The sequence below is a fragment of the Gordonia sp. CPCC 206044 genome (assembly GCF_048537895.1).
GTDB lineage: Bacteria > Actinomycetota > Actinomycetes > Mycobacteriales > Mycobacteriaceae > Gordonia.
Genome location: NZ_JBCLVL010000008.1, coordinates 76,970 through 93,275 on the forward strand (window position 1 = coordinate 76,970; position 16,306 = coordinate 93,275).

The window sequence follows — 16,306 nt, forward strand, 5'->3', positions numbered from 1 at the left end:
GCAGAACACAGTTGTACGAATACAATCATTGTATGCGTACAACCTACTCCGGGTGCGATGCATGACGGCGCCCACCACCACCGAACTGTGGTTCGCGATGAACAGCGTCGTGCGCGATCACCAGACCGAGGCCCGTACCCGCATCGATGAACTGGTCGACATGCCCTTCAGTCGTTTCCGTGCACTGCGACGGATCGCGGTCAAGGCCATGGCACAACGCGACCTCGCCGATCGGCTCGGCGTCGATGCCCCCGCAGTCAGCGGAATCGTCGACGACCTCGTCGAGCGCGGCCTGGTCACCCGAGAACCCCATCCCACCGACCGTCGCTCCAAACTGGTCACCATCACCGAATCGGGTGCGAGAACCGTGGCCGAGGTCGCTGCCGATCCGACGGTGGCCCCACGGATCTTCGACGTACTCGACGACGACCAGCGCACGCAACTGGGCAGACTCCTCGACGTGCTGAGGGAGGCGGACTGATGAATCTCCGACTCAGCACCGGCCCCGTCTCCGACATCTCCGAGCTCGGGCGCCGCCACCGTCTCGTCATCCTGGCGACGTGTTGTCTGAGTCTGTTCATCGTCGGCATCGACACGTCGGGTGTGAACGTCGCACTGCCGTCGATCAGCTCGGATCTCGGTGCGTCGTCGTCTCAACTGCAGTGGGTCATCGACGCCTACACCCTGGTGCTCGCCAGCCTCCTGATGCTGGGCGGCTCCCTCGGAGATCGGTTGGGCCGCAAGAAGATCTTCCAGATCGGTCTGACCGTCTTCGGTGTCGGGTCGATCCTGTGCTCACTGGCCGTGTCCCCGGAGATGCTGATCGCGGCACGCATGCTGCAGGCGGTCGGCGGCGCGATGTTGAACCCGGTGGCGATGTCGATCATCACCAACACCTTCACCGACCCCAAGGAACGTGCCCGGGCCATCGGTATGTGGGGCGCGGCGATCGGTGTCAGCATGGCCCTCGGTCCGCTGGTCGGGGGAGCGCTCGTCGCAGGCGTCGGGTGGGAGGCGATCTTCTGGTTGAACGTGCCCATCTGCGTCGCTGCCATCGTCCTGACCAGGATCTTCGTCCCCGAATCCAAGGCGCCGCATCCGCGGCGACCGGATCCGGCCGGACAACTGCTCATCCTCGTCTTCCTGGCCACCTTGACCTACGGCATCATCGAAGGCCGCACCCTGGGATGGGATTCAGGGATCGTCGTCGGATCGTTCGTCGTCGCGGGCCTCGCACTCGTCGGTCTCGTCGTCGTCGAATCACGCCGCCGCGAACCGCTGCTGGATCTGCGCTTCTTCCGCAGCGCGCCGTTCACCAGTTCGGTGGTCAGCGCGGTCGTCGCCTTCAGCGCCATGGGAGGCTTCCTGTTCCTCAACACCCTCTACCTGCAGCAGGCGCGCGGACTGACACCGTTCGAGGCCGGCCTCATGACCTTGCCGATGGCTGCGGCGAACGCGGTGTTCGCGCCGATCTCCGGACGGTTGGTCGCCGACCGCGGCGCTCGCACACCGATGGTTCTCGCCGGTGTCAGCGTGTTGATCAGCGGCCTGATGTTGATGCAGGTCGGCAACGACACGAGTATGTGGTTCCTCGGAGTCGCATACCTGTTCCTCGGGATCGGGATGGGCTTGGTGAACGCGCCGATCACCAACGCCGCGGTGTCCGGCATGCCTCGGTCGCAGGCCGGTGTGGCGTCGGCGATCGCCTCCACCAGCCGTCAGGTCGGCACATCGCTGGGGGTCGCGGTGTTCGGTGCACTGGCGTTCGCCACCCTCGACGGCCCGGTGGAGTCGGGTCTGGCCACGGCATCTCAGCCGGTGTGGCTGCTGATGGCGATCTGCGGAGCCATCATGGTGGTCGTGGGTTTCGTGGCCACCGGCCGGTGGGCCGCGCACACCGCCGAGAGGACGCGGGAGCGGATCATGGCCGACACCGGCCGACACCGGAGTACCGAGGTGAAGCTCCCAGCGCGCTGACACCGCGTTCCCAGGTTGGCCCGCGACAGTGGAACGATGACCGCTGCCGAACTCGATGTCACACCGCAGGTGGACGATCCGGTGACCACGGATCCACCACCGGGTACCACCCGGGCCCACGACGGCTCACCATGGTGGGCGACCCCGCCACGCTGGTTGCGGTGGACGGTCCTGATCGCCCTCGTCGCCATCGCCATCGGCATCCGGTCGGCCTTCCTGCATGTCGAGACCATGGACTATCAGGCCTTCCTGAGCCGTTGGTACGACACCCTTTCCGGGCAGGGGTTCGCGGCGTTCGCCGAGCGCTTCGCCGATTACAACTACCCGTACCTGTATCTGATCTGGGGCCTCACGGTGTTGCACGTGCCGTCACTGATCGGCATCAAGGCGCTGTCCATCGTCTTCGACGTGGTGTTGGCGTTCTTCGCCTATCGGATCGTCGGGTTGCGCACCCGGCAGTTCTGGTTGCGGGCCCTCGCCTTCGGGATCGTCGTGCTGTTGCCCTCGGTGATCGCCAACAGCGCCTACTGGGGTCAGGCCGACGCGATCTACTCCGCCTTCGCGCTGGGTGGCGTCTACTTCCTGATGCGTGCCCAACGGGAATCGTTGCGGCGGAACTCGATCTGGGCCTGCGTGCTGTTCGGGCTGGCGATCTCGTTCAAACTGCAGGCTGTGTTCGTGTTGCCGGTGCTGGTCTGGTTGCTGGTGTGCCGCAGGCTGCCGTGGTACGCGCTCCTCGCGATCCCGGCGGTGTATCTGCTCCTCGACATCCCCGCAGTGCTCGCCGGCGCGTCGTGGTCCACCGCGTTGTCGGTGTACCTCGACCAGACGGACTCCTACCAGCAGCTCACGCTCGGCGCGGCGAATCTCTATCAGCTGATACCGATCGAGGGGGACGCCACGTGGCTGGCCCATCTCGGCATCGCGGCCGCCGCGGCGGTGATCGCGGTGTTCCTCGGCTGGTCGTGGTGGCGGACCCGCCCCGCTCGCCCCCGATCGGCCGACTCGCTCGCCGACACCGTCGTCACCCCGACCTCGATCCTCGTGGTGGCCACCGCGTCCGCGGTGATCGTGCCGTTCTTGCTGCCGGCGATGCACGACCGCTACTTCTACACCGCCGAGGTGCTGACCGTGGTGTCGGCCTTCTACCTGCCGTTGCGGTTCGTCGTCATCCCGATCCTGGTGCAGGCTGCGGCCATCGGCGTCTACCACGCGTCGTTGACCGGCGACCAAGGGCACGGGCTCGGCGGGCACGGCGCAGGTCCGGGCGCCGGCGTCCAGCAACCCGGTGCCCAGGGATCCGGCGCCCAGGGACCCGGTGCCCAGCGGCCAGGTGGCCCCGGACCCGGCAACCACCCCGGCGGCGCACCCGCAGGTGGCGGCCCGCACGGAGGATCCTCCGGTTATACCTCCGGTCGCGGTGACACAGCCCTCGCGGTCTACGCGTCGATGATCGGAGTGGCCGCAGTCGGCATGGTGGCTGCGCTGGTCGACACGTTCCGACGCGCACGCTCCCGACTCTCCCCGTCGTCGGACTGACCCGCCCACCACGTGACGATCCGGTTCACCACCGGAGCCGGGGTACGCACCCACCGCACATGGTCGACCGAGCCGTCCGGTGGGCACCGATCGGTGGTGTAGGTCCACGTGGTCAAGGACTCCGGATCGATACAGCTCTCGAAATGCTCCGCCGCTGCGGTGGTGACGAGTCGGTCACCGGCCAGCCGAACGGCCAACGTGGGCAACCGAACCGGCTCGCCGGCCGGGAACGGCGTGTGGCCGCGGCGCACCATGCGGGCCCACTCCCGCATCAGGGTGCGTGCGGCGGGCGCACCGAATCCCGGCCGCGGCCAATACCCCAGCGCGCCCGTGACCACCGGAACGGCGGCCGCCATCGCGTACTCGACGACCCCGACGCCTGCATAGTGGCGAAACCAGGGCACCGACGCGGCGATCGCGACGAAACCGTCGGGTAGGTCGGCATCGGCTCGTCGGGCGGCCGCGACGAACAGTTGCGCGCCGAGACTGTGCCCCACCACCACGATGGGTCGGTGGGGATCGGCAGCCCGCAGACGTGCGAGCTCCGCGAGCAGATCGTCGGCCTCGTCGGCGTAGGACCAGTCCCGGGCGCGCGAGGGCGCCGTGTCGTCCGGGTCGATTCCTCGACGCGGAAGGATCACCGCCGTCCAGCCGACCGCGGCGAAGGCGTCGACGAGACGGTGGTAGTACCGCGACGGCACGGCCATCGCGGGGGAGATGAGGGCCAGTGGTGTACTCATGCGCCCAGCGTGCGCCGTCGATGGTCGCGGGTCCATTACCTGCGAGGTAGTCGATTCCATGTACATGCCGCCATACGATGACGACATGACGGCAGCGGTGGGAACGATGTTGCGGCAATGGCGCTCGCATCGTTCGATCAGCCAGCTCGACCTCGCCTATGACGTCGGAGTCTCACCGCGTCATCTGAGTTTTGTCGAGACCGGCAAGTCGAGACCGAGTCCCGCGCTCCTCGAGGCCCTGTCACGACGGCTCGACATTCCCCTGCGCGAACGCAACGCGCTGTTGCTCGCCGCCGGGCACGCTCCCCGCTATACGGAGAAATCGCTCGACGCGGCCGCGATGGAACGGATCACGGCCTCGGTGCAGCGAATCCTGGACGCCCACAACCCCTATCCGGGTCTTGCCCTGGACCGCATGTGGAATGTGGTGCTGGCCAACGAGACCGCGACGTCTCTGGCAGCGATGCTTCCCGAGCATCTCACCGGACCGCCGTTCAACCTGTTCCGCGCCTCGCTGCATCCCGACGGGTTCGCGCGGTACACGGTCGATTTCGACGTCTGGGCCACATATCTCCTCGACACGTTGCGCCGCCTCGTGCGGGTGACCGGTGACCCACGATTGACGGCTCTCGAACAGGAGGTCGGCGCATATCCGACCGTCGCCGCACTCGATCGGCGCGCCGCGCGGGTGTCCGAGGGCGGCGGGGATCCGCAGCTGCTCGTACCGTTCACACTTCGGGCAGGCGAGCAGGAGCTGGCGTTCTTCACCACCCTCACCACCTTCGGGACGCCCCGCGACATCACCTTGGAGGAGATGACCATCGAGCTGTTCTACCCCGCGGACGCGCCAACCGAGCACGCAGTTGCGAGAATGCAGGGGTGACCTCGACGCCGACACCGCCCACGTCCGCGACCGCAACGACCGGGCCGTCCGCAGTCCTCTGGGACATGGACGGCACGCTGCTCGACTCCGAGCCCCTGTGGGACATCGCGATGGCAGACCTGGCCCGCCGCCACGGCATCGTGATGAGCGCCACGCTGCGCGAGTCCACTCTCGGGAATTCGATGACCGACGCCATGGCCAAGGTGTTCGACGCCGCGGGCACACCAGAGGAGGAGCGCGACTACATCGCCGACGCGCGATGGCTGCTCGACAGGGTGGCCGCGTTGTTCGACGACGGGCTCCCGTGGCGACCCGGCGCCCGTGCCGCCCTGGACCTCATCGGCGAGGCGGGGATCCCGATGGTGTTGGTCACCAACACGGTCCGCGAGCTCACCGACGTCGCGCTCGCGACGATCGGTGCCGATCGTTTCGCGGCGACCGTGTGTGGCGACGAGGTCCGGCACGGCAAGCCACACCCGGACCCGTACCTGCGGGGCGCCGAGCTGGTCGGTGTCGGCACGGCAGCGAGCCTGGCCGTCGAGGACTCGCCGACCGGGACCATCGCGGCGACCACCGCCGGGTGCCCCACCCTCGTCATCCCGTCCGCCGCGCCGGTTCCGACAGGTGAAGGCCGCACGTTCCGGGAATCGCTCGTGGGTCTCACGCTCGCCGACGTCGCCGATGCCTGGACCGGCGGCGGGGCGAGCTCGTCGACATGAGATGATGGGAGACCGTGAAGACATTCGAGGAGCTGTTCGCCGAACTGAGCGACAAGGCGCAGAACCGTCCCGCGGGTAGCGGAACCGTCGCCGCCCTCGACTCCGGTGTGCACACCCTGGGTAAGAAGATCATCGAGGAGGCCGGCGAGGTCTGGCTGGCGGCCGAGCACGAATCGGACGAGTCACTCGGTGAAGAGATCTCTCAGCTGCTGTACTGGCTGCAGGTGATGATGATCAAACGTGGGCTCTCGCCGGCCGATGTGTACCGCCATCTGTAGGGGTCGCGACACCCCGTGGCGACCCCGCGCAGACCAGCCCACCACATCGGTAACCAGTAAGGACACACAGAACATGCTGCGCGTAGCCGTGCCCAACAAAGGGGCGCTCTCCGAATCCGCGGCGGCCATCCTCGCCGAGGCGGGATATCGCAAGCGGACCGATTCCAAGGACCTGACGGTCCTCGACAACGCCAACGACGTCGAGTTCTTCTTCCTGCGCCCCAAGGACATCGCGATCTACGTCGGTTCCGGGACGCTCGATCTCGGGATCACCGGGCGTGATCTCGCCCAGGACTCCGGCGCGTCGGTCGACGAGCAGCTCTCGATGGGTTTCGGATCCTCCACCTTCCGGTACGCGGCACCCGCGGACACGACCTGGACGGTCGAGGATCTCGCGGGCAAGCGGATCGCCACCTCCTACCCGAATCTCGTACGCGCCGACCTCGATCGGCGCGGCATCGAACCCGCGCGGATCATCCGTCTCGACGGCGCCGTGGAGATCTCCATCCAGCTCGGTGTCGCCGATGTGATCGCCGATGTCGTCGGATCGGGCCGCACGCTGCGCCAGCACGAGTTGAGTGCCTTCGGCGAGTCGCTGTGTGACTCGCAGGGCGTGCTCATCTCGCGCACCGGCGCCGACCTCGACAAGGCGGCGCGTCAGTTCGTCGCCCGCGTCCAGGGCGTGGTGTTCGGGCAGCAGTACGTGATGATCGACTACGACTGCCCCCGGTCGCTGCTCGACCAGGCCTCCGCGATCACCCCGGGAATCGAGTCACCGACCGTGGCGCCGATGGCCGACCCGGATTGGGTCGCGGTCCGCGCGTTGGTGCCGCGCAAGGTACACCAGAGCCTGATGGACGAGCTGTCGGAATTGGGGGCCAAGGCGATCCTCGCCACCGACATCCGTTCCTGCCGATTCTGAGTCCGGTGGTCTCTCGCGGCGGTGTCACCGTCGCGAGAGCATCACCGTCTGCGCCGAACGTCCGATGAAGCCTGTCGTGTCGTGGAGGTCGGCGAAGGTGGCCCCGAATCCCTGTGGGCCCTGGGTCATGTCGGCGTCGATACCCACCCACGGCCCCTGCGGGATCCGGGTGAGATGCACCGTGGTGTCGGTGTTCATCCACGTCCACTGATCGGTCCGCAACCGTGTGCCGAGTCCGTTGGCGATGTCGATGACCGTGAAGATCGACTCCAGATCGGAGATGTCCTCGCCGCCGACGAGGGGGATCGCCGGTCGAACCCACACCGCCGGGGTGTCACCGGTGCGGCCCTCGACGGTGGCCGATTCGATCGTCCCGATGAAACCGATTGTGCCCCAATCGACCCCGAGTTCATCGCTGTCGGTCACCCCGATCACCGTCTCCAGGTCGGCGGGCACCGGGGTCAGCTGCTCGGGCTCCTCGACGATGTCGGCGGTGTCGGCGGTACGCAGGCGCCATCCCATCGACCGCGCCGCGAGACGGTACGTGCCATCGGGCATGCGGACCTCGAGATCGGTGCCGACGAGGCTGATCTGCTTGCCAGGCCGGAGCACCTGTGCACGAATCCGGTTGACGCCCAAGCCGATCGGGCCGAGGATCTCGGTGGTGACCCGGGTGAACTGTTGGTCCGGACTCGGATCGCAGCGCAGCAGAGAGCGCATCATGAGCCCCGACGGGGGACCTCCGTGCTGCATCGTCGACGCCCAGACACTCTGCGTGCCCTCGGTGGGTTGAAAGTATTCGAAGCCGTCGTCGACGGCGTCCTTCGCGTCCGGTGCGTCGATGGGGACGTAGTAGCAGCTCTCCACGTCGACCACCGTATGCCAACCGTCATAGTCGGGAACCGACGGGTGCCCGCCCGGTGGCGTCAGCCGGCGAAACCGGCGGGCGGACCCGGATAAGGCGGAATCTGTCCGCCGAACTCGGGACAGCGCTCCTGGTGCTCGCAGAATCGACACATCCCGGATCGCCGAGGACGGAAGTCCCCGGACTTGACCGCCGCGCGGATCGCCGACCAGATGGCCTTGAGCGTGCGAGCGAACCGTTCGAGTTCGTCGCGGTCGGGTGTGTAGATCAACTGTTGGCCGTCGGACAGGTACATCAGCTGCAGGCGGGCGGGCACCACACCTCGGGTCCGCAGGATTGCCAGCGCATAGAACTTCATCTGGAACAGCGCCTTGGCCTCGAACGCCACACCCGGGGATCGGCCGGTCTTGTAGTCGACCACGCGGAGTTCGCCGGTCGGGGCGATGTCGATGCGGTCGATGAAACCGCGCAGCAGGACGTCGTCGACGTCGATCTCGACGTGCTCCTCGCATGCTGCCGCGTCGAATGCGGTGGGATTCTCCATCGTGTAGTAGGTGGCGATCAGCTTCTGGGCGTCCGCGATGAACTTGTCGGCGGCGGCCTCGTCGCCGATCACCGCGGCGAGATCCGGATCGCCCTCGCACATCGCCGCCCACGCGCCCTCGACGAGCAGGTCGGCCGATTCGCGAGTACGCAATTCGGCGGGCATCTCGAAGAGATTCTCGAGCGCGGCGTGCACGACCGTACCGCGGGTCTGGGCCTGGGTCGGCACCTCCGGGAACCGGTCGATGGCCCGGTAGCGGTAGAGCAGCGGACACTGTTTGAAGTCCGCAGCGCGGGAGGGGGACAGGGCCAGCGGGCGGCCAACCAGTCCTCGCGCCGAGGGTTCGTCGGCGGCGGCCGGCCCGGCCGCCGCGGGTTGCCCGGGCCCGGCGTCGATCGTCGTACTCACATTTGGCAGGGTATGTCCTGTGCCCGACACGATGGGGCAGCAACACTGACACGATCGGGGATCGACACCCTGACCAGCCGGAAGGACCCCCCGATGCCGACGACCGGCCCCTTCGCCGTGGGCGACCGTGTACAGCTCACCGATGCGAAAGGACGGAAGTTCACCGTCCACCTCGAGGCGGGCAAACTCTTCCACACCCATCGCGGTGCCATCGCGCACGACGACCTCATCGGGTCGCCGGAGGGCAGCGTCGTCTCGGCGACCAGCGGCACCCAGTATCTGGCCCTGCGACCGCTGCTGACCGACTACGTGCTGTCCATGCCGCGTGGCGCGCAGGTCATCTATCCGAAGGATGCTGCGCAGATCGTCGCGGAGGGGGACATCTTCCCGGGGGCCAGGGTCCTCGAAGCCGGTGCCGGTTCCGGTGCGCTGACCTGTTCGCTGCTGCGGGCGGTGGGCGAGCACGGCAGCGTCACCTCCTACGAGGTCCGCGCCGATCACGCCGAGTACGCCGAACGCAATGTGGACACGTTCTTCGGCGGACGGCCCGCGAACTGGGATCTCGTGATCGACGACCTGGCACATCTCGATGGCGCGGCGCTGGGTCCCGACGGTCGCTACGACCGCATCGTGTTGGACATGCTCGCACCCTGGGAGCCGCTCGACGTGGTGAAGACCGCACTGACGCCGGGCGGTGTGCTGATCGTCTATGTGGCCACCGTCACCCAGCTCTCGCGCATCATGGAAGCCCTGCGTGACCAGGAGTGCTGGACCGAGCCGAGGGCCTGGGAATCGCTGGTCCGCGAGTGGAGTGCAGTGGGGCTCGCCGTGCGTCCGGAACACAAAATGCAAGGCCACACAGCCTTTCTGATCACCACCAGACGGCTCGCGGACGGGGTCACCACGTTGCGTCCGCAACGCCGACCGACGCGTGGTTGAGCATCATTCCGGTCGCAGTGCGCGAAATCGCTTTACCTGGACAAAACAACGCGAATACGTTGGAAAGACAGAGATTTAACACGTCGTCAACACCCTGACTTGCGCGGTGCGGGGCGATTTTCGGTCCACACCGGTAGCGTGGTGTTACGGCGCAAACACTCCGCCAGGGACGTGTTTGCCGGGGAGAGGAGTCAGCAATGACCGAATCTGACCGCCAGGGCGCCCACGGCGCCGATCGCCTCGGGTCCTTGGGTGCCCACGACCTCGAATCCGATCGGGATGAGGCCCCGACGATGCCCGACGACGATTTCGTCCCCGCCTACTCGCCCCTGTCTCAATCCGAAGCGTCACGATCCGATGCGCCCCGACAATCCTATGGACGTCCGGGCGACCCCAAGGATCTGCAGGAACGGGTCGACAGCCTGACGGCACGCAACGCGAAACTGCTCGACACGCTCAAGGAAGCGCGCCAACAACTCGTCGCCCTCCGCGAGGAGGTCGACCGGCTGGGTCAGCCGCCGAGCGGCTACGGGGTGCTCCTCGACGTGCATCCCGACAGCACCGTCGACGTGTTCACCTCCGGCCGCAAGATGCGCCTCACCTGCTCGCCGAACATCGACACCGACACGTTGCGCCGAGGCCAGTCCTTGCGCCTGAACGAGGCGCTCACGATCGTGGAGGCCTGCGAATTCGACTCGGTCGGTGAGATCAGCACGCTGCGTGAGATCCTCGGCGACGGCACCCGTGCGCTGGTGGTCGGTCACGCCGACGAAGAGCGCATCGTGTGGCTGGCCGAACCGTTGCTCGGAGAGGTCGACGGCGAGGACGGTAAACGTCGCAAACTCCGTCCGGGTGACTCGCTGCTGATCGACACCAAGGCCGGCTTCGCCTTCGAGCGGGTGCCCAAGGCCGAGGTCGAAGACCTGGTGCTCGAGGAGGTGCCCGACGTCGGGTACGAGGACATCGGTGGTCTCGGCCGCCAGATCGAGCAGATCCGCGACGCAGTGGAATTGCCGTTCCTGCACAAGGATCTGTTCCGCGACTACGCACTACGCCCGCCGAAGGGCGTCCTGCTCTACGGTCCTCCCGGCTGCGGTAAGACACTCATCGCGAAGGCTGTCGCCAACTCGCTCGCCAAGAAGATCGCGCAGGCCCGTGGTGATGATGCGAAGGAGGCGAAGTCCTACTTCCTGAACATCAAGGGTCCCGAGCTACTCAACAAGTTCGTCGGTGAGACCGAGCGGCACATCCGCCTGATCTTCCAGCGGGCGCGTGAGAAGGCGTCCGAGGGCACGCCGGTGATCGTGTTCTTCGACGAGATGGACTCGATCTTCCGCACCCGCGGGTCCGGGGTCTCCTCGGACGTGGAGACCACCGTGGTGCCGCAGTTGCTCAGCGAGATCGACGGTGTCGAGGGGCTCGAGAACGTCATCGTGATCGGCGCCTCCAACCGTGAGGACATGATCGACCCGGCGATCCTGCGTCCGGGACGTCTGGACGTGAAGATCAAGATCGAGCGTCCCGACGCGGAGTCGGCGATCGACATCTTCTCCAAGTACCTCACCGAGCAACTGCCGGTGCACGCCGACGACCTCGACGAGTTCGCAGGGGATCGCACCGCATGCATCAAGGCGATGATCGAGCGCGTCGTCGAGCGCATGTACGCCGAGAGCGACGACAACCGGTTCCTCGAGGTCACCTACGCCAACGGCGACAAGGAGATCATGTACTTCAAGGACTTCAACTCGGGCGCGATGATCCAGAACGTCGTGGACCGGGCGAAGAAGTACGCGATCAAGTCGCAATTGGATTCCGGCACACCTGGTTTGCGCGTGCAGCATCTGTTCGACTCGATCCTCGACGAGTTCGCCGAGAACGAGGATCTGCCGAACACCACCAATCCTGATGACTGGGCGCGGATCTCGGGCAAGAAGGGCGAGCGGATCGTCTACATCCGCACGCTGGTCACGGGCAAGAGCGCGGGCGCGAGCCGTGCGATCGACACCGAGACGAACACGGGGCAGTACCTGTAATCCGACAATGCGTTGAATACCTTGCGAGAACGGGCCGGCACCTGCGGGGTGCCGGCCCGTTCTCGTCGTCGTGTCCGTCGGGGACCGCCGCTCAGGGCATTCCCGGTACCAGGACCGCTTCTGTCGATCCGGGGCCTGCGTCGGCAGCGGTGCCGACCGGGTAGCGGACCAGGCCGAGTTCGGCATCGTCGGACAGCTGCGCGTGACGGGGCAGCACCCGCGCGGTGTACCCGTGTCGGCCCGACCGATCCGGGACGATGGTGGCCGCGAACAACGTGCGGCCCGACGGATCGGCTGTGCCGAGCGGTGCCATCGGCGCGACATCCGGATCGATGATCTCCCCGTCGTCGGCGATCCGACCGACCAGAGCCTGTACCGACACCTGATCGGGCCTGAGCTCGCCGAGTTCCACGTGGGCCGTGAGTGTCAGGCTGACCGGGCTGTCGGCCGAACGTGATTCGGCAGCACCGGTCTCGTCGATGCCCACGATCTGCACCGAGCCCCACGCCCTGTCCAGCAGGTGTCGATAGGCGGCGAGATCGTGAGCCGCGGCATGGTCGTCGGCGACGATCGATGCGTACTGCCGGGCCGCGGGACCGTAGAGGGCGGTCGTGTAGTCGCGCACCATCCGTGCCGCCTGCACCTTGGGTCCGAGCCGACTGACGGTGTGCCGCACCATCTCCACCCAGCGTTCCGGGATGCCCGCGGGGTTTCGGTTGTAGAACAGTGGTATCACCGATTCTTCGAGCAGCGAGTAGAGCGCCTCGGCCTCCAGGTCGTCGCGACGGTGCTCGTCGGTCACTCCTTCGGCAGACGGGATGGCCCAACCGTTCTCACCATCGGCCATCTCGTCCCACCAACCGTCGAGGATGGAGAGATTGAGTCCGCCGTTGAGTGCCGACTTCATCCCCGACGTGCCGCACGCCTCCATCGGCCGGACCGGATTGTTCAGCCACACATCGCATCCGGCGTAGATGTGTCGCGCCATCGAGATGTCGTAGTCGGGGAGGAACACGATACGGTCGCGCATCTCGGGGTCCTCGGTGAAGCGCACCACCTGCTGGATCAGCGCTTTGCCGCCGTCATCGGCGGGATGTGCCTTGCCCGCGATGACCAACTGCACCGGACGCTCGGGATCGGTGAGGATACGACGCATCCGTTCCGGGTCACGCAACATCAGCGTCAGTCGCTTGTAGGTCGCCGCACGACGCGCGAACCCGATGGTCAGTGCGGCCGGGTCGAAGATGTCTGCGGTCCAACCGAGTTCGGCATCAGTGAACCCGCGATCGCGGCCGCTGGCATGGCTGCGGCTGCGCACCTCCTCGACGAGTCCGGCGCGCAGCGATGCCCGGACCTGCCAGATCTGGTCGGTGGACAGATCTGCCGCGGCCCGGGCGGCGGCAGATCCGTCGCCCGGCATCAGGTCTTGCCACAGACGTGCCGTCCAGGTGGGGCCGTGCACACCGTTGGTGACCGCCCCGATCGGCACCTCGTCGGCGTCGAAGCCCGGCCAGAGCGCGGAGAACATCTTGCGGCTGACCTCGCCGTGCAGCTGGGAGACCCCGTTGCTGCGTTGTCCGAGCCGGAAACCCATGTGCGCCATGTTGAACACCCCCGGGTCGGCCTCGTCGCCGAGATCGAGCACGGTCTCGGCCGACAGGCCGGGCAGCAACCGCGACGTCCCGTTCTCGTCGGCGTCGAGGTAGTGACGCACCATGTCCGACGGGAACCGATCGATACCCGCGGGCACCGGGGTGTGGGTGGTGAAGATGTTCGACGCCCGCACCACTGCCTCGGCGCTGTCGAAGTCGAGTCCCTGGTCCGAGCTCACCAATTCGCGGATTCGTTCGACGCCCAGGAAACCCGCGTGTCCCTCGTTCATGTGGAAGACGGTCGGTTCGGGGCGGTCACCGATCCGCACGTACTCCCGAACCGCGCGTACCCCGCCGACACCGAGCAGGATCTCCTGTTTGATGCGGTGGTCCTGGTCGCCGCCGTACAGCCGGTCGGTGACGTTACGCAGCTCCTCGTCGTTGCTCGGCACGTCCGCATCGAGCAGCAACAGCGGGATGCGGCCCACGGTGGCGACCCATACCTGCGCGGTGAGGGTGCGGCCGCCCGGCATCGACACCGTCACCACCACCGGGGCGCCGTCGTCGGTGAGCAACGTGAGCGGCAACGACGTGGGGTCGTTGACGGGGTAGCGCTCCACCTGCCACCCGTCGCGGGAGAGGCTCTGGTGGAAGTAGCCGGAGCGATAGAAGAGGCCGACACCGATCAACGGCAGGCCGAGGTCGGAGGCGGCCTTGAGATGGTCGCCGGCGAGAATGCCGAGTCCGCCCGAGTAGATGGGTAGTACCTCGGAGATGCCGAACTCCATCGAGAAGTATGCAATTGCTTGTGGGGCAACATCTTCGGCAGGTAGCGCGTCGGCATAGTCGCCGAACCAGCGCGGCTCGGAGATGTAGTGCACGAGGTCTTCGTGCACGGCCGCGAGTCGGTCGGTGAACGCCGCATCGGCGGCGAGTTCGGCGATCCGTTCGGGGGAGATGTCGGCGAGCATCTGGAGGGGATCGCCGGTCTGTTCCCAGAGCGCGGGATCGACGGAGGCGAACAGATCCTGGGTCGGCGCGTGCCAGACCCAGCGGAGGTTTCGGGCGAGGGTGACGAGGTGAGAGAGCTCGGTGGGCAACGGCACTCGAACGGTGAACCGGCGGAAGGCTTTCACGGGGTAAACGCTACCCAGCCGGGGCCGACCGTGCGACAGATCCGCGGTGCGCATTACCCTCGTGGCATGCAGCGAATCATCGGTACCGAGGTCGAGTACGGGATCTCCGCGCCCGGCGACCCGACCGCGAATCCGATCATGACATCGACGCAGGCGGTGCTGGCCTACGCAGCCGCCGCCGGGGTGCCGCGTGCCAAGCGCACACGCTGGGACTACGAGGTCGAGTCGCCGCTGCGCGACGCACGCGGATTCGACCTCGGCCGCGGCTCGGGCCCGGCTCCCATCATCGACGCCGACGAGATCGGCGCCGCCAACATGATCCTCACCAATGGTGCGCGGCTCTACGTCGATCACGCCCATCCCGAGTACTCGGCCCCGGAGGTCACCGACCCGCTCGACGCGGTGATCTGGGACAAGGCGGGGGAGCGGGTCATGGAGGCCGCCGCACGACACGTGGCGAGCGTTCCCGGCGCACCGCGCCTGCAGCTGTACAAGAACAACATCGACGGCAAGGGTGCGTCCTACGGCACCCACGAGAACTACCTGATGAACCGCGAGACGCCGTTCACCGCGGTGATCGCGGGCCTGACGACCTTCTTCGCGTCCCGGCAGGTCATCACCGGATCGGGCCGGGTGGGCATCGGTCAGTCGGGCGACGAGGCCGGCTACCAGCTCTCGCAGCGTTCGGACTACATCGAGGTCGAGGTCGGTCTGGAGACGACCCTCAAGCGGGGCATCATCAACACCCGCGACGAGCCGCACGCCGACCCCGAACGCTATCGACGGCTACACGTCATCATCGGCGACGCGAATCTCGCCGAGACCGCCACCTACCTCAAGGTCGGCACCACCGCGCTCGTCCTCGATCTCATCGAGGCCGGGGTCGACTTCTCCGACATCGAACTGGCCCGGCCGGTGCAGGCGGTGCACACGATCAGCCACGACCCGACGTTGGCGGCGACCGTTGCCCTCACCGACGGCCGGGAACTGACCGCACTGGCGTTGCAGCGCGAGTATCTCGAACGGTGCATGAAGTTCCACGAGGCCGAACACAGCGACGACACCCGTGCCGCGCATGTTCTGCAGACCTGGGCCGACGTGCTCGACAAACTCGAGCGCGATCCGATGGAATGCGCCGACATCCTGGATTGGCCGGCCAAGCTGCGCATCCTGGAAGGTTTCCGCCAGCGTGAGGGACTGGGCTGGTCGGCGCCGCGGCTGCACCTGATCGATCTGCAGTACTCCGACGTGCGCCTCGACAAAGGCCTGTACAACCGTCTGGTGGCTCGCGGTTCGATGAAGCGTCTGGTCAACGAGGACGATGTGCTGCGCGCGATCAGCGAGCCCCCGCAGAACACGCGTGCCTACTTCCGTGGTGAATGCCTGCGGCGCTTCGGCGCCGACGTCGCCGCCGCCAGCTGGGATTCGGTGATCTTCGATCTCGGTGGGGATTCCCTCGTCCGGATTCCCACCCTCGAACCCCTCCGCGGCAGCCGTGCGCATGTCGGGAAACTGCTGGACTCGGTCGGCTCGGCCGCCGAGCTCGTCGACCAGCTGACGACCACCTGACGCCGCGCGGGTACCGCGGTGCGCGCTTCCACCCATGGGCGCGTGCACACCGGTAGGGTAGGGAATCACACGATTTCCCGGATCCGTGCTCGCTGAGCGGGATCAGCGTCCGACAGGGCGAATCGGTGCCGGGATCGCATCGCGCGGTCCGGGCGAGTCGAA

The 16,306-nt window shown here is 67.0% G+C and carries 14 protein-coding genes; 10 read left to right on the forward strand and 4 right to left on the reverse strand.

Annotation, left to right across the window (positions count from 1 at the left end):
- The first annotated feature begins 61 nt into the window (after positions 1-61).
- Genes AAFP35_RS14425 through AAFP35_RS14435 form a run of 3 tightly spaced genes read left to right on the forward strand, consistent with a single transcriptional unit; the run spans position 62 to position 3,516 of the window.
- Entirely contained in the window at positions 62-481 is a 420-nt protein-coding gene (locus AAFP35_RS14425) for a MarR family winged helix-turn-helix transcriptional regulator (RefSeq protein WP_419222322.1), read from the forward strand.
- A complete protein-coding gene (locus AAFP35_RS14430; protein ID WP_419222323.1) occupies positions 481-1,977 on the forward strand; it encodes an MFS transporter in 1,497 nt (498 codons plus the stop codon). The genes AAFP35_RS14425 and AAFP35_RS14430 overlap by 1 nt, the downstream gene beginning before the upstream one ends.
- 36 nt (positions 1,978-2,013) lie before the next feature.
- Positions 2,014-3,516, forward strand: coding sequence for a hypothetical protein (locus AAFP35_RS14435; RefSeq protein ID WP_419222324.1), 1,503 nt, complete (start codon positions 2,014-2,016; stop codon positions 3,514-3,516).
- Here the strand turns inward: AAFP35_RS14435 and AAFP35_RS14440 are convergent.
- The gene (locus tag AAFP35_RS14440) at positions 3,417-4,256 is read right to left on the reverse strand and encodes a serine aminopeptidase domain-containing protein (protein ID WP_419222325.1); all 840 of its coding nucleotides are present in this window, start codon (positions 4,254-4,256) and stop codon (positions 3,417-3,419) included. The genes AAFP35_RS14435 and AAFP35_RS14440 overlap by 100 nt on opposite strands.
- An 85-nt stretch (positions 4,257-4,341) precedes the next feature.
- Here AAFP35_RS14440 and AAFP35_RS14445 point away from each other — a divergent pair, with 85 nt between their 5' ends.
- From AAFP35_RS14445 to hisG, 4 genes are all read left to right on the forward strand, one after another.
- Positions 4,342-5,139, forward strand: a complete 798-nt coding sequence (locus AAFP35_RS14445) for a helix-turn-helix domain-containing protein (RefSeq protein WP_419222326.1) — start codon at positions 4,342-4,344, stop codon at positions 5,137-5,139.
- Complete coding sequence (locus tag AAFP35_RS14450; protein WP_419222327.1) at positions 5,136-5,858, forward strand: HAD family hydrolase; 723 nt, start codon at positions 5,136-5,138, stop codon at positions 5,856-5,858. The genes AAFP35_RS14445 and AAFP35_RS14450 overlap by 4 nt, the downstream gene beginning before the upstream one ends.
- 14 nt (positions 5,859-5,872) lie before the next feature.
- A complete protein-coding gene (locus AAFP35_RS14455; protein ID WP_419222328.1) occupies positions 5,873-6,136 on the forward strand; it encodes a phosphoribosyl-ATP diphosphatase in 264 nt (87 codons plus the stop codon).
- A 73-nt stretch (positions 6,137-6,209) separates the two neighbouring features.
- Entirely contained in the window at positions 6,210-7,058 is an 849-nt protein-coding gene (hisG, locus tag AAFP35_RS14460) for an ATP phosphoribosyltransferase (RefSeq protein WP_419222329.1), read from the forward strand.
- Between the two features lie 24 nt (positions 7,059-7,082).
- On the opposite strand, the gene AAFP35_RS14465 is transcribed toward hisG, so the two are convergent.
- Positions 7,083-7,925, reverse strand: a complete 843-nt coding sequence (locus AAFP35_RS14465) for a thioesterase family protein (protein ID WP_419222330.1) — start codon at positions 7,923-7,925, stop codon at positions 7,083-7,085.
- 59 nt (positions 7,926-7,984) lie between these two features.
- The gene (locus tag AAFP35_RS14470) at positions 7,985-8,875 is read right to left on the reverse strand and encodes a RecB family exonuclease (protein ID WP_419222331.1); all 891 of its coding nucleotides are present in this window, start codon (positions 8,873-8,875) and stop codon (positions 7,985-7,987) included.
- A 93-nt stretch (positions 8,876-8,968) separates the two neighbouring features.
- Between AAFP35_RS14470 and AAFP35_RS14475 the strand changes: the two genes are divergently transcribed.
- Positions 8,969-9,814 carry a tRNA (adenine-N1)-methyltransferase gene (locus tag AAFP35_RS14475; protein WP_419222332.1) on the forward strand — a complete coding sequence of 282 codons (846 nt, stop codon included), beginning with the start codon at positions 8,969-8,971 and terminating at the stop codon, positions 9,812-9,814.
- A gap of 197 nt (positions 9,815-10,011) precedes the next feature.
- Positions 10,012-11,847 (forward strand): proteasome ATPase, encoded by a 1,836-nt coding sequence (gene arc, locus AAFP35_RS14480; RefSeq protein WP_419222333.1) that lies wholly within the window; start codon positions 10,012-10,014, stop codon positions 11,845-11,847.
- Between the two features lie 91 nt (positions 11,848-11,938).
- On the opposite strand, the gene glgP is transcribed toward arc, so the two are convergent.
- Positions 11,939-14,575, reverse strand: coding sequence for an alpha-glucan family phosphorylase (gene glgP, locus AAFP35_RS14485; RefSeq protein ID WP_419222334.1), 2,637 nt, complete (start codon positions 14,573-14,575; stop codon positions 11,939-11,941).
- Between the two features lie 66 nt (positions 14,576-14,641).
- On the opposite strand from glgP, the gene dop reads away from it, so the two are divergent.
- Positions 14,642-16,144, forward strand: a complete 1,503-nt coding sequence (dop, locus tag AAFP35_RS14490) for a depupylase/deamidase Dop (protein ID WP_419222335.1) — start codon at positions 14,642-14,644, stop codon at positions 16,142-16,144.
- Positions 16,145-16,306: the final 162 nt, after the last annotated feature.